This window comes from Microbulbifer aggregans (assembly GCF_020524005.1).
Lineage (GTDB): Bacteria > Pseudomonadota > Gammaproteobacteria > Pseudomonadales > Cellvibrionaceae > Microbulbifer > Microbulbifer aggregans_A.
The window spans coordinates 160,545-173,364 of the sequence record NZ_JAIVKK010000007.1 but is presented as its reverse complement, the minus strand read 5'-3'; the positions used below and the strand labels follow the sequence as shown (position 1 = coordinate 173,364).

Genomic DNA, 12,820 nt, shown 5'->3' with positions numbered 1-12,820 from the left:
AAGAGCAGAACACAATGGCAAATTCATTCGACATGGTACTGTTTGGCGGCGGCGGCGACCTGTCGTTGCGCAAGCTGATCCCCGCGCTCTATCGTGCATTTATCGAGGGTGGTCTCGCCAAGGGAACCCGGATTTTCCCGGTCTGCCGTCGTCAGGAAGACGCAGATGGTTATCTCAAAACAGCACAGCAGGCGTTGAAGACACATCTGCGTGATGGCGAATACAACGAAAAGAGCTGGAAAGAGTTCAGCCCGATGCTGCGCGGGGTTGCGCTGGATATTTCCAAGCCCGACGAGCAATGGGATGCCCTGGTCGATCTTCTCGGTAACGACGTTGCGCGTACACGCCTGTTTTATCTTGCTATTCCCCCGGCGGTTTTTGGCCCCTGCTGCGAAAACCTCTCTATTAAAGGGCTGATCCACGAAAACTCCCGTGTCGTTGTGGAAAAGCCGCTGGGCTATAACGCCAAAACCTCCGATGAGATCAACAGCAAGATCGCTGAGTTCTTCCCGGAAGACAGTATTTTCCGAATCGACCACTACCTGGGTAAAGAGACGGTACAGAATCTGTTGGCGCTGCGCTTCAGCAACGTTTTGTTCGAGCACCTCTGGGATGCCAAGTCGATCGATCATATTCAGATCAGCATTTCCGAAACCGTAGGCCTGGAAGGCCGCGCAGGTTTCTACGACGACACCGGCGCCCTGCGCGACATGGTGCAAAACCACCTGCTGCAGTTGTTGTGCCTGATTGCGATGGAGTCACCGAACAGTATGTCGGCACGCAATATCCGTTCGGAAAAGATCAAGGTATTGGAAGCGCTGCGACCGCTGACTGACAACAGTGTCGACGAGAATATTGTGCGCGGCCAGTATGTGGCTGGCGGTTTGGGTAAAGAGCTGGTTCCCGGTTACCTGGAAGAGCTGAAAGCCTCCAACAGTACTACCGAGACGTTCGTCGCGATTCGCGCGCATATCGATAACTGGCGCTGGACAGGCGTGCCTTTCTATCTACGCACTGGCAAGCGTATGGAAAAACGCTGTGCGGAAATTGTTATCCAGTACAAGAAAGTTTCCCACCGTGTATACCAGCCAGAAGCGGGCGATGTGCTGCCGAACCGCCTGGTTATTCGCCTGCAACCGGAAGAGAGTATCAAGCTGGTGCTCATGGCGAAGAAAATGGACAGCCTCACGATGGAGCTGCAGCCGGTCGAGCTAAACCTGACACTGTCCGATACCTACGACAGCTTCAAGAGTGACGCCTACAAGCGCCTGATGTTGGACGCAGCGGACAACAACTCCGCACTGTTTATTCACCGTGAAGAAGTGGCCGCGGCCTGGGCGTGGGTCGATCCGATCATCGACCACTGGCGCGAAACCAACAATCAGCCGCAGCTTTACCGCGCAGGTACCTGGGGGCCGCAGGCTTCCAATGAACTGCTGGCGGAAAATGGCCACCACTGGTTCAACCCCTGACCGGAAATAGCGGTCCCAACCAATATACGGTTCAGAAATATGGTCGAAGAAAAATTTTTCACAGATAGAGAGCGGCTAACCCTGGCGCTGGCGGATGAATGTGCGGCAGCACTGCAGGCCGGTATTAAGGCGAACGGCCAGGCGACCTTTCTGGTATCCGGTGGCAGCACGCCGGAGCCGGTGTATCGCGCCCTGTCCAAGCGTCCTCTCCCCTGGCAACAGATCAATGTTGCCCTGGTGGACGAGCGCTGGGTTGAAAGGGATGAGGCCGGTAGTAACCACGCGTTTATCGCCAACAGTCTGCTTCAGAACGAAGCCTCGGAAGCACCGTGCCTGGGAATGAAAAACCCGGCAGCGACACCGTTGGAGGGTGAAGCGGAGTGCGAGCGCGCGTATCAGGAATTGCCGCAGCCGTACGATGTTTGCATTCTGGGTATGGGAAATGACGGTCACACCGCTTCATTTTTCCCTTATGCGGAGGGTCTGGACGAAGCTCTGAATCCGAAATCCGATAAGGTCTGCAAAGCCATTACAGCAAAGCAAAGCGCGGTAACCGGCATTCACACTGAACGCATGACCCTGACGCTTGCGGCGATCTTGCAGGCGAAGGAAATCAAATTGCTGATTACCGGAGAAGACAAGCTCAAGGTCTATCGCCAGGCATTGCTGGGCGACGATGAGCAGGAAATGCCGGTTCGTAGCATTCTCAAACAGGGCCTGAAACCGGTCACTGTTTATTGGGCGCCCTGATCGGGAACGAGTAATTAGGACAATAAATATGCAGAAGCAACTCGCACAAGTACTTGAGCAGGCCGGCGTCGTTCCGGTTCTGGTAATTGAGAATGCCAAGGATGCGTTACCGCTGGCACAAGCTCTGGTCGAAGGTGGCCTGAACGTACTGGAAATTACGCTGCGCACCGAAGCCGCACTGGCAGCCGTCGAAGAAATTGCCAAGCACTTACCGGATGCGCACGTGGGTACCGGCACGGTACTGACTGCGGCTGACGTACAGCGCTCGGCGGATGCCGGTGCGACTTTCATGGTTAGCCCCGGTGCAACCGAAGCACTGCTCGATGCAGCGGATAACAGCACTGTGCCATTGTTGCCTGGCGCTGCAAATCCCTCCGAAGTAATGCGTCTTCTGGAGCGTGGATATCGCTACCAGAAATTTTTCCCGGCAGAAGCCGCCGGTGGCGTGCCAATGCTGAAATCTATCGGTGGTCCTTTGCCGCAAGTGAAGTTCTGCCCGACAGGAGGTGTAAGCCCGTCGAATGCCTCGAGCTACCTGGCGCTGCCGAACGTAGTCTGTGTTGGCGGTTCCTGGATGGCGGCCTCCAAGCTGGTCGTAGAAAAAAACTGGGCCGAGATTACACGTCTGGCCAAAGAAGCTTCAGCCCTCAAGCAGGGATGAGTTCACCGCAGCGGGAAAGCTGCAAGCAGTTATAAGTAACTGTCACCATGCGGGCCCGAAGCCGGTCGCCCGCATGCTGAAATAAATTCAATAAATTAAATCTCACAGAGGGTGTAGCGATATGAAACTCAGAATTGCTATCAATGGATATGGCCGTATCGGTCGCAATGTTACCCGTGCTATTTATGAATCCGGTTATAACGACCGTATTCAGCTGGTTGCGATTAATGACCTCGCACCGGTTGAAGCGAATGCACACCTGACCCGTTTCGATACTGTTCACGGTCGCTTCAATACCGAAGTTGCTGTGGAGGGAGAGAACCTGGTTATCGGCGGCGATACCGTAAAAGTTTGCCAGGTGCGCAATCCTGCAGAACTGCCCTGGGGCGAACTGGAAGTAGATCTGGTGCTGGAATGTACCGGCCTGTTTACCGACAAGGAAGCGGCATCCGCGCACATGAAAGCCGGTGCCAAGGCGGTACTGATCTCTGCTCCCTCCAAAGATGCCGACCTGACTGTAGTTTACGGTGTGAATGACGACAAGCTCACCGCTGACCACAAAGTAGTTTCCAATGCGTCGTGCACCACCAACTGTCTGGCGCCGGTTGCACAGGCTCTGCACCGTGCTGTTGGTATTGAGCGTGGTTTCATGACTACAGTACATGCCTATACCAATGATCAGAACACTCAGGATGCTGTGCACAAGGATATCTATCGTGCGCGCGCTGCTGCGGACAATATGATTCCCACCAAGACCGGCGCGGCGGCCGCTGTTGGCCTGGTTCTGCCAGAGCTTAAGGGTAAGCTGGATGGTATGGCGGTGCGTGTACCGGTGAACAATGTTTCCCTGGTGGACTGCCAGTTTATTGCCAGCCGCGAGACCACCGTAGAGGAAATCAACCAGGTGTTACGTGAAGCCTCCGAGTCCATTAAAGGTGGTGTGCTGTCTTTCTGTGAGCAGCCGCTGGTTTCCGTGGACTTCAACCACACATCCGCGTCCAGCCACTTCGATGCCAACCACACCCGTGTTAATGGCAACCTGGTGAAAGTAATGGCGTGGTATGACAACGAGTGGGGCTTCTCTCACCGTATGCTCGATACCAGCCTTGCCATGGCGGAAGCCCTTAGCCTGAAGGCTGCAGCTGCAGAAGTCGCCTGATAGCGATCTTTCGCGCAGACCGGAGTGGGCGCAATGCTCACTTCGGTAATTAAGCAATCCGGCTAGTGGTTGCTCAAGAAAACAATAGCTGTCTCACACCCAATCAATAAATCAGTACCCTCAATTATGATTCGCCAAACCAAAATCGTTGCCACGCTCGGCCCCGGCACGGACAAGCCACGTGTTATTGACGAGATTATCCGCGCGGGCGTCAACGTTGTTCGCCTGAATTTCTCCCACGGCAGCGCTGACGATCACCGCAAGCGCGTACAGGAAGTGCGTCGCGCGGCCAGCGCACAAAATAGACTGGTAGCCATTCTTGGTGACCTGCAAGGACCGAAAATTCGTATTGCGCGCTTTGCGGAAGGCAGTATCTTCCTGGAGAACAATGCCGAGTTCACACTGGACGCCGACTGTCCGAAAGAGGGCGGTAACCAGCAGCGCGTCGGTGTGGATTACCCGTCTCTGATCGCAGACTGCAAGCCGGGTAACATTCTGTTGCTGGATGACGGCAAGATTCGCCTGGAAGTAACCGGCGGTACCAATAGCAAACTGTTTTGTCGCGTACTGCAGGGCGGCAAGTTGTCCAACAATAAAGGTATTAACCTGTTGGGTGGTGGTCTTTCTGCGCCGGCTTTGACCGAAAAAGATTACCAGGACATCAAGCTCGCGGCCGAGCTGGATGTGGATTTCCTTGCGGTCAGTTTTCCGCGCAGTGGTGAGGACCTGGAAATTGCGCGCAAGGCCATGCGGGAAGAGGGTAGCAATGCGGCAATCGTGGCCAAGGTCGAGCGTGCGGAAGCGGTCGGTGATGACAAGCAGATGGATGAGATCATTCTCGCTTCCGATGTCATCATGGTTGCCCGTGGCGACCTGGGCGTGGAAATTGGCGATGCAGCTCTGGTCGGTGTGCAGAAAAAACTGATTGGCCGTGCCAACGCCCTGAATCGCGGTGTGATTACGGCCACTCAGATGATGGAGTCGATGATTACCAGCCCGACGCCAACCCGCGCGGAAGTAATGGATGTGGCGAATGCCGTACTCGATGGTACCGATGCCGTAATGCTGTCAGCTGAAACTGCTGCCGGTGACTTCCCGGTCGCTGCAGTGGAGTCCATGGCAGAAGTAGTGGTTGGTGCAGAGCAGTACCTGGGTACTACTCCCCGTCCCGCGGTGAGCAAGTCAGGCTCCGAGCGCATTGATACCGTGATCGCTCAGGCGGCCATTGAATCTGCGGCGCGGGTGGAAAACCTGTGTGCGGTTGCGGCGCTGACTGAATCTGGCCGTACCCCCCGGATCATGTCACGGGCTACCTCCCAGCTGCCCATCTTTGCGCTGACCCGTCACCCGCAGGTCGCACGCCAGCTGGTTGTGCTGCGCGGAGTGGAGCCGATCGAGTTTGACCCGGCTTCAGTACCGCTAGGTCACCTGACTGATGCCATTATCGAAGTGCTGGGCGCCCGCATTGATCTTCAGAAAGGTCAGCGGGTACTGATCACCCAAGGTGAGCGCCTGAATATTGGCGGTGGCACCAGCTCCATGCGTATCAAAGAAATCGAGTAATTCCTTTACTGATACGTCCCCCACTCCCCTTGTCGAGGGGGAGTGGTCCCCCCCCCTCCTGTCTCGTCTGAAAAACGCTCCACCGATTCGTGTTATTTCGTCTCAACGGAATGTCGTGGCTGAATCAATTGATAAATCCCGACCTTCCCGACAGATAATGCTGGTAAATATCCTGTTTTGAGGTTTTTAATTTTGGTTTTTCTGTGTTTTTGGGGTTTTATGTTGTTTTTTGCTGAGTTGAACAATAGTCACAACGGGCAGTTTTGGTTGCGGTTTGTTGCAAAGAACCCCTCTATTCGCCCTTTTGGGCAGTAGCTTTTTATTTTTTTTGTGTGTATTGTCGGTCATGAGAATGACAGCGCTATCATACAAATCAGTGACAGCGCTATCATTTGGCGGTACAAGGTGAATAAAAAGTTTCTAACCAAACCTTTATATCTATAAAAAAGGAAGGGGAAATCGATGCTTAAGCGCAACAAACTCGCTCTCTCGATCAGCGCGGCTGTTCTCGGTGGTAGCCTGGTGGCTCCGCTGGCAGTTGCACAGGATGCAGCTCTGGAAGAAATTACCGTTACCGGTATTCGTGGAGCACTGCAAGATGCAATGAATATCAAGCGTGATGCGACCGGTATGGTCGACGCAGTATCCGCAGAAGATATTGGTAAGTTCCCGGACACCAACGTTGCGGAAGCTCTGGGTCGTATCCCGGGCGTTTCCGTTTCTCGCCAGTTTGGTGAGGGTGACGCAGTTTCTATTCGTGGTGCCAGCAACCAGCTGACCCTGACCACTCTGAACGGACAGAGCGTAGCTTCGACCGGTTGGTATTCCCAGCAGGCTATCGACCGCTCGTTCAACTACTCTATGCTGCCACCAGAGCTGATTGCTGGCATAGACGTATACAAGTCTTCCCAAGCTGACCTTGTTGAAGGTGGCGTTGGCGGTACTGTAAACGTTAAAACCCGTCGCCCGCTGGACCTGGAAGCCAACAGTGTTTTCCTGTCAGCCTCCAGCACTTACGGCACCTCTTCAGAAGAAGTGGATCCTGCGCTCTCCGGTCTGTACAGCTTTAAAAACGACGCTGAAACCTTTGGTGTAATGGTTGCTGCGGCTGCCTCTGAATACAGTCTTGTGCGCCGTGGTCAGGAAGGTCTGCCTTCTTGGGGTGGCCGTATCGCGCCGACCGTATTCCAGCAGACTCGTGAGCGCACGGCTTTCGATGCTACTTTGCAGTTTGCGCCGACTGATGAAATTGATTTCGGCCTGCACCACATGAATCTGGAGTTGGTGGCGGACAACGTCAATGCTTCTATTTGGATTCCGCAGGACCTGAATAACTGTGAATACAATGCCCAGGGCGCTCCTGTTCTGTGTGACTCTTCCGACGGCGCTGCCGGCCAGTCATTCTGGGATGTTCGCCCGCGTCTGGGCACCATGGAGTCCAAGACTACTGACGCTTGGTTCACTTACGAAACTGACGCGGTGAAATTCGAGGCAGTAGCAGGCACCACTGAAGCGACTGGTGGTACCAGCTTCGAAACCAACGTGGCTTACCTGAACACCACTAGCAGCACTGATGGTGTAATTGACGCAACCGGCAGTGAAATCGGCTATGGTTTCGATCCGAGCATGGATCTGGCCGATCTGCCGACTGCGGGTAATTATGCTGGCTGGGAAGGCCTGCAAACTGGTGAGGTGGTTCGTCAGCCCAACAGCGATGAAGAACAGTATTTCCAAGGTGATTTGACCTTCAAAGTGGATGCTGGCCCTGTTTACGCGCTGAAAACTGGTCTGCGTTACTCTTCTCACGCCGTAGAGCAGTCGCAGTTCCGACCGCTGTTCGAAGATTATGATGGTGCGGTTGAAGCTGAAATTGTAGACCCTTCACTGTTTGTGGATGGTAACAGCACTGTCGACGCGGGCGGTATCTCATACCCGGCGCCGAATGGCGATGCTATGGTTGCCTACACCAAGTCGAAGATTACCGGCTGGGCTGAGGATCGCTCCTCTGCAGTTGATCTCGAAGAAGATAATCTTGCCATCTATGCGATGGCTGAGTTCGAGTCAGGCGCAATTAGTGGTAACGTTGGTGTCCGTTATATTTCTACGGATGTGTCTGGTAGCTACTACGCACCGGAGCCCGGCCTGGTTGATCCGGTTCTCGGGATCAACAATGGTTACTCCAACACCATGGTAAAAGATGAAGCGTCTTACGATGACTTCCTGCCGAGCATGAACCTGAAGATGGAACTGAGTGAAGACATGCTGTTGCGCTTCACTGCAGCTCAGGTGATTTCACGTCCTAACTACAATGACATGTTTGCTAACTCAGCATTGGCGGGCTATCAGGACAAGATTCCGGGCAATGAGCAGGTTACCAAAGGTAATGTCGCGCTGAAGCCCTACAAAGCTTCTCAGGCTGATTTCGGTTTCGAGTGGTACTACGGTGATGACGACATGTTCGGTGTTGCTTACTTCGTCAAAGATGTAAGTAACTTTACCACCTTCGGTAACACCCCGAATCAGTCCATTGGCATTGTGTCTCCAGACACTGGTGAAGACAACTGGCTTGTACAAGGCTTGGTAGATGGTAGCGGCGGTACTATCGACGGTATCGAATTCCAGCTTCAGCACGCTTTCGACAACGGTTTTGGTACTGCCGTTAACTACACTTGGGCTGATGCAGAGGCCGATGCTAGCAACTTCGAAGATGGAAATGCGGTATTCAGTGACAGCTCTAAGCACACCGTAAACCTTGTTGGTTACTATGAGAACGATATGTTCTCGGCGCGCGCTGCCTATAACTGGCGCTCTGAGTACATGATCCGTGAGATCGGCTTCTACGGTAACCGTGAGCACCAGGACTTTGGTACTCTGGACCTGAGCTTCGTATGGTATGCCATGGAGAATCTGGATGTTACCTTCGACGTGACGAACCTGCTGGAGGAAGACTCCATCCAGGTGGGTCGTGACCAGGGTGATGCTACTTTCTGGCGTACTTCCGACGGCTACCCTGCGTACTCCTATGAAGGTGAAGCTCGCTTTAAAGCAGGTGTAAACTACCGCTTCTAAGTTCTTCACATTCAAATGTGGTACAAAAAAACCCAGCTTAGGCTGGGTTTTTTTGTTATTAGCAGGTAAAAGTAGGAAAAAGAAAGCTCAAAGGTGATGGCGTGCGTATCTCGAAGATAGCGATTGTTGGCGGCGGTACTGCTGGCTGGTTAGCTGCTAACCATTTAGGACGAGTACTTGGCGGGGAGCCGGGTATTGATATCACATTAATTGAATCACCGGATATTCCCGTTATTGGTGTTGGTGAGGGTACTGTACCTACAATCCGAGACTCACTCAGGCAGTTTGGGATCAGTGAAACTGATTTTATACGGCGTTGCGATGTCAGCTTTAAGCAGGCTATCAAGTATGTGAACTGGCTTGATAAGGATAGGCACGGCGAAGGGAATAGTTATTACCACCTTTTTGATTATCCATTCCCGTTTGGTGAGGATTTAACCGAGTTTTGGCTGTCTGGGAAGGGTGGGAAAAGTTTCGCCGACACTGTTTCGGCGCAAGCCGCATTATGTGATGCCGGTCTGGGGCCTAAGCGCATTACCAGTCCAGAGTATCAGGGTGATAGCACCTATGCTTACCACTTTGATGCGAAAAAATTCGCAGCCTTACTCAAAGACAATGCCATGGAGAAATTCGGAGTTGAGTACCTGAGTGCAAATGTTACCGATGCGAATATTGGAGCGGCGGGGCTGATTGAAAGCCTGGTTACACGTGAATTGGGGAAATTAGAGTTCGATTTCTATATTGATGCGACAGGATTTTCATGTTTCCTGTTGGGGCAGAAGCTCGGCGTGAAATTTGAGAAAAAGAGTGACTGCTTGCTGGTGGACTCCGCGCTAGTCGTACAGGTCCCAACTGCAGAAGACGAGGAAATTCCGCCCTATACCATAGCGACCGCACATCAGGCTGGCTGGATTTGGGATATTGCTCTACCTGCTCGTCGCGGTGTTGGGTTTGTCTATTCTTCTGGGCACATGAGTGATGTAGAGGCGGAGAGAAAACTGCATCACTATTTGGGTGTGGAGCCCGGAGCCTTGGCGTATCGAAAAATCCCGATGAAAGTCGGGTGTAGAGAGGTTTTCTGGAAAGCAAACTGTGTGGCCCTGGGATTGGCGCAGGGGTTTGTAGAGCCACTGGAGGCGACCTCAATCCTGTTAACGGATTTTGCGGCCAGGTTTCTTGCAGAGCGATTCCCGAGAGTGGTTAGTGATATTCCGACGTTTTCTCATCAATACAATAAAACCTTGGGTTATAGCTGGGATCGAGTTATAGAGTTTATAAAAATGCATTACTGTATTTCTGACCGGCAGGACTCTGATTTTTGGGTGGACAATCGGGCGGAAGATTCCATTCCGAAGAATTTGCAGGAACGCTTGAATTTGTGGGAAAGCAGACATCCATCACATCTTGATTTCTTTAGTAAATTTGAAATATTCGATGTTGAAAATTTTCTCTACGTTTTGTACGGGATGCAGTATTCGACCGCGATTTCAGATGTTTCTGAAGAGATCATCGATAGGCGAAGCCGGGTTGCCAGCCATGTTGAGAAAATATCTCAGCAGTTGGTGGGGCAGATGCCGAGTCACCGCTCTCTGATTGAGAAAGTTGTTAAGTACGGTCTTCAGAAACAATAAACATGAATAATAATCCAGTTAATAAGGTTGTTGTTGTCGGTGGCGGCACAGCGGGTTGGCTTTCGGCGGGGCTGATCGCCAAAAAACTTGCTTCAAGCGGTATGCATGTTCAGTTGGTTGAAGCGAGTGACCTTCCTGTTATTGGCGTTGGAGAAGGGACTTTTCCTACAATGCGCCATACCCTGCAGTTTCTCGGGATTGATGAAGATGTTTTTATTCGGGAGTGCTCCGCGACCTTCAAGCAGGGGATTCGCTTTTCTAACTGGAAACATGATCCAGCTGAGAGGCCAGGATATTACTATCACCTGTTTGATCTTCCTGCGCGCTCAGGACCATTTGATCTGACTTATGGTTGGTTGGCGCGGGAATCCGAAGAGGCAGGTGTATTGCCTTTTTCTCATGCGGTAGCAGCTCAGGCTGCAGTCTGTGATTTGGGCTTGGGGCCGAAGCAAAAGGTCGCGAAACCATACACTGCATTGAACCAATATGCGTACCACCTCGATTCGGGGAAGTTCATCGATTTTTTGAGGGCGCATTGTGTCGGCAAGCTCGGGGTTCGACACGAGATAGCCACGATTAGCTCTGTTCGTCATGCTGAGGATGGCAGGATTGAGGCTGTTATTTCTGAAGATGGCCGCGAGTTTTCTGGAGACTTGTTTATTGATTGTTCTGGCTTTTCATCACTGCTACTGGGCGAGTCGTTAGGTGTTCGCTTTCTTGATGTGGGAAACCAGTTGCTGACCAATGCTGCGTTGGCGGTACAGTTGCCGTACTCGGATCCTGAGAGTGGTCCGATTCTGTCATATACCCATTCTCAGGCCGAGCGCGCTGGTTGGGTTTGGGATATTGGTCTGCAATCCCGCAGCGGGGTTGGCTATGTATATTCCAGTGATCACGCAACAGATGATGAAGCGATGTCAGTTCTGGAGCGATATACAGGCGTAAACAGTGACCGGTTGAATGCTCGTAAGATACCAATGCGAGTGGGCTATCGCGAGTCGTTTTGGCAGAAGAACTGTGTTGCTGTAGGCCTTTCGGCTGGGTTTGTAGAGCCTCTTGAGGCCACAGCCATTTCCATGATTGAACAGTCGGTCAAGATGCTCATTGAGCGTTTCCCCTCGAGATATGAGGAAATGGAGCCTCTATCACGACACTTTAATAAGGTGTTTCGGCAGCGTTGGGAGGGCATCATTGAGTTCATCAAGTTCCATTATTGTATTTCTCAGCGTACGGACAGTGATTTCTGGCTGGACAATCGTCGTATAGAGACGGTTCCGGAAGGTTTGAGGGCGCGTATGGAGCGCTGGCAAAGCTTTCCGATGGAGGAGATCGACTTCAACGACAAGTTTGAGATGTTCGGCTTGGCCAGCTATCGCTATGTCGCATACGGTATGGGGTTTAACCTTGGATTGCCCGAGAGGCTTCGGAATTATGCGGCTAGCCCGGGTATGCAGACTTTACTGAATCAGGTGCGATCCAGTGCGGCTGGTGTCAAGGATGAACTGCCTTCCCATCGTGAGCTGATACGGTCCGTAGTCCGTAGAGCCGGTACGATGGGTGGATAATTGGCGGTGCCTAGTGTAAGTTTTACTTCCCTTTTTAAGTGTAAAAAATATACTAAGCGGGTTTTTAAGAATAACTTCAAATTTTATTAAGGTGTTGTATGGCCAGTGTAGAAGCCCCAAAAATCGTTCCTCTTCGCAGTGACGTCCACGGAAAGCTGAAAGTTCGTGAATTGGGGACGTTTGAGCACGTTAAGAATGCTCACATGGTTCCAGTAACCGCGCACGAGTATGCGCGTCTGGGTGCAGAATACCCGATCGTTTTTGTCAAGAATTCCGACAATGGTCAGTTCCAGTCTGTTGCACTGCTCAGCCTGAAAGTAGGCGAAAACCTGTTTGTAGACGGTGAGAAGTGGAAAGGCGTATTCGTGCCTGCCGCCATTCGCAACCATCCGTTTGTTCTGGCTCCGGCTGGAGAGAACAAAGAGCAGCTGATGGTCGGTCTGATCGAGAACAGCCCGGTAGTTGGTGAGGAAGAGGGTAACGCCCTGTTCTCCGAGTCTGGCGAAGAGTCTGAGTACCTCAAGGCGAAGAAAGAGTCTCTGGTGGGCTACCTGGAAAGTGACCAGATGACCAAGGCTTTCATCACCATCCTGACCGAGAAAGAACTGCTGACTACCCAGAACATCTCTGTGAATGCCGGTGGTGAAAAGATCAACCTGAGCGGCATCTACATGGTGGATGAGAAGAAGCTGGGTGAGATGAGTGAAGAGGACTTCGCTGATTTCCGCAAGCGCGGCTTCCTGCCCCCTCTGTATGCACAGCTCGCATCCATGCATCAGATTTCTCGACTGGCCAAAATGCAGGCTGGTGTGTAATCACTGATTCGGATCGCTTAGCTTTCTGAGATACTAGGGCCTCTTGTGAGGCCCTAGTTGTTTATTCCCTCTATGTTTCCTACCCGATATATCCCCTGGCTACTCTTCCTCGCCGTTTTCTACGGCCTCTGGGCT

Annotated in this window: 9 protein-coding genes; all 9 read left to right on the top strand. The window is 52.3% G+C overall.

All coding sequences use genetic code 11. From position 1 onward, the window contains the following. Positions 1-14 precede the first annotated feature (14 nt). The 9 genes from zwf to LC093_RS14115 all read left to right on the top strand — a co-directional run bounded on the left by zwf (position 15) and on the right by LC093_RS14115 (position 12,685). Positions 15-1,472, top strand: coding sequence for a glucose-6-phosphate dehydrogenase (zwf, locus tag LC093_RS14155; RefSeq protein ID WP_226665996.1), 1,458 nt, complete (start codon positions 15-17; stop codon positions 1,470-1,472). 39 nt (positions 1,473-1,511) lie between these two features. Beyond that, a complete protein-coding gene (pgl, locus tag LC093_RS14150; RefSeq protein ID WP_226665995.1) occupies positions 1,512-2,222 on the top strand; it encodes a 6-phosphogluconolactonase in 711 nt (236 codons plus the stop codon). 28 nt (positions 2,223-2,250) lie between these two features. Further along, the gene (locus tag LC093_RS14145; RefSeq protein ID WP_226665993.1) at positions 2,251-2,883 is read left to right on the top strand and encodes a bifunctional 4-hydroxy-2-oxoglutarate aldolase/2-dehydro-3-deoxy-phosphogluconate aldolase; all 633 of its coding nucleotides are present in this window, start codon (positions 2,251-2,253) and stop codon (positions 2,881-2,883) included. 121 nt (positions 2,884-3,004) lie between these two features. Further along, the gene (gene gap, locus LC093_RS14140) at positions 3,005-4,042 is read left to right on the top strand and encodes a type I glyceraldehyde-3-phosphate dehydrogenase (protein WP_226665983.1); all 1,038 of its coding nucleotides are present in this window, start codon (positions 3,005-3,007) and stop codon (positions 4,040-4,042) included. Positions 4,043-4,168: 126 nt separating this feature from the next. Next, positions 4,169-5,605, top strand: a complete 1,437-nt coding sequence (gene pyk / locus LC093_RS14135) for a pyruvate kinase (RefSeq protein WP_226665982.1) — start codon at positions 4,169-4,171, stop codon at positions 5,603-5,605. Between the two features lie 462 nt (positions 5,606-6,067). After that, complete coding sequence (locus tag LC093_RS14130) at positions 6,068-8,674, top strand: TonB-dependent receptor (protein ID WP_226665979.1); 2,607 nt, start codon at positions 6,068-6,070, stop codon at positions 8,672-8,674. A 101-nt stretch (positions 8,675-8,775) separates the two neighbouring features. Further along, positions 8,776-10,305 (top strand): tryptophan halogenase family protein, encoded by a 1,530-nt coding sequence (locus LC093_RS14125; RefSeq protein ID WP_226665976.1) that lies wholly within the window; start codon positions 8,776-8,778, stop codon positions 10,303-10,305. Positions 10,306-10,307: 2 nt separating this feature from the next. Next, positions 10,308-11,870 carry a tryptophan halogenase family protein gene (locus LC093_RS14120; protein WP_226665974.1) on the top strand — a complete coding sequence of 521 codons (1,563 nt, stop codon included), beginning with the start codon at positions 10,308-10,310 and terminating at the stop codon, positions 11,868-11,870. A gap of 98 nt (positions 11,871-11,968) precedes the next feature. Beyond that, positions 11,969-12,685 (top strand): SapC family protein, encoded by a 717-nt coding sequence (locus tag LC093_RS14115; protein ID WP_226665972.1) that lies wholly within the window; start codon positions 11,969-11,971, stop codon positions 12,683-12,685. The last annotated feature ends 135 nt before the right edge of the window (positions 12,686-12,820 follow it).

Excerpts from the sequence above, each read along its gene's own strand:
- zwf (WP_226665996.1), top strand. The coding sequence starts at position 15 with ATGGCAAATTCATTCGACATGGTACTGTTTGGCGGCGGCGGCGACCTG.
- pgl (WP_226665995.1), top strand. The coding sequence starts at position 1,512 with ATGGTCGAAGAAAAATTTTTCACAGATAGAGAGCGGCTAACCCTGGCG.
- LC093_RS14145 (WP_226665993.1), top strand. The coding sequence starts at position 2,251 with ATGCAGAAGCAACTCGCACAAGTACTTGAGCAGGCCGGCGTCGTTCCG.
- gap (WP_226665983.1), top strand. The coding sequence starts at position 3,005 with ATGAAACTCAGAATTGCTATCAATGGATATGGCCGTATCGGTCGCAAT.
- pyk (WP_226665982.1), top strand. The coding sequence starts at position 4,169 with ATGATTCGCCAAACCAAAATCGTTGCCACGCTCGGCCCCGGCACGGAC.
- LC093_RS14130 (WP_226665979.1), top strand. The coding sequence starts at position 6,068 with ATGCTTAAGCGCAACAAACTCGCTCTCTCGATCAGCGCGGCTGTTCTC.
- LC093_RS14120 (WP_226665974.1), top strand. The coding sequence starts at position 10,308 with ATGAATAATAATCCAGTTAATAAGGTTGTTGTTGTCGGTGGCGGCACA.
- LC093_RS14115 (WP_226665972.1), top strand. The coding sequence starts at position 11,969 with ATGGCCAGTGTAGAAGCCCCAAAAATCGTTCCTCTTCGCAGTGACGTC.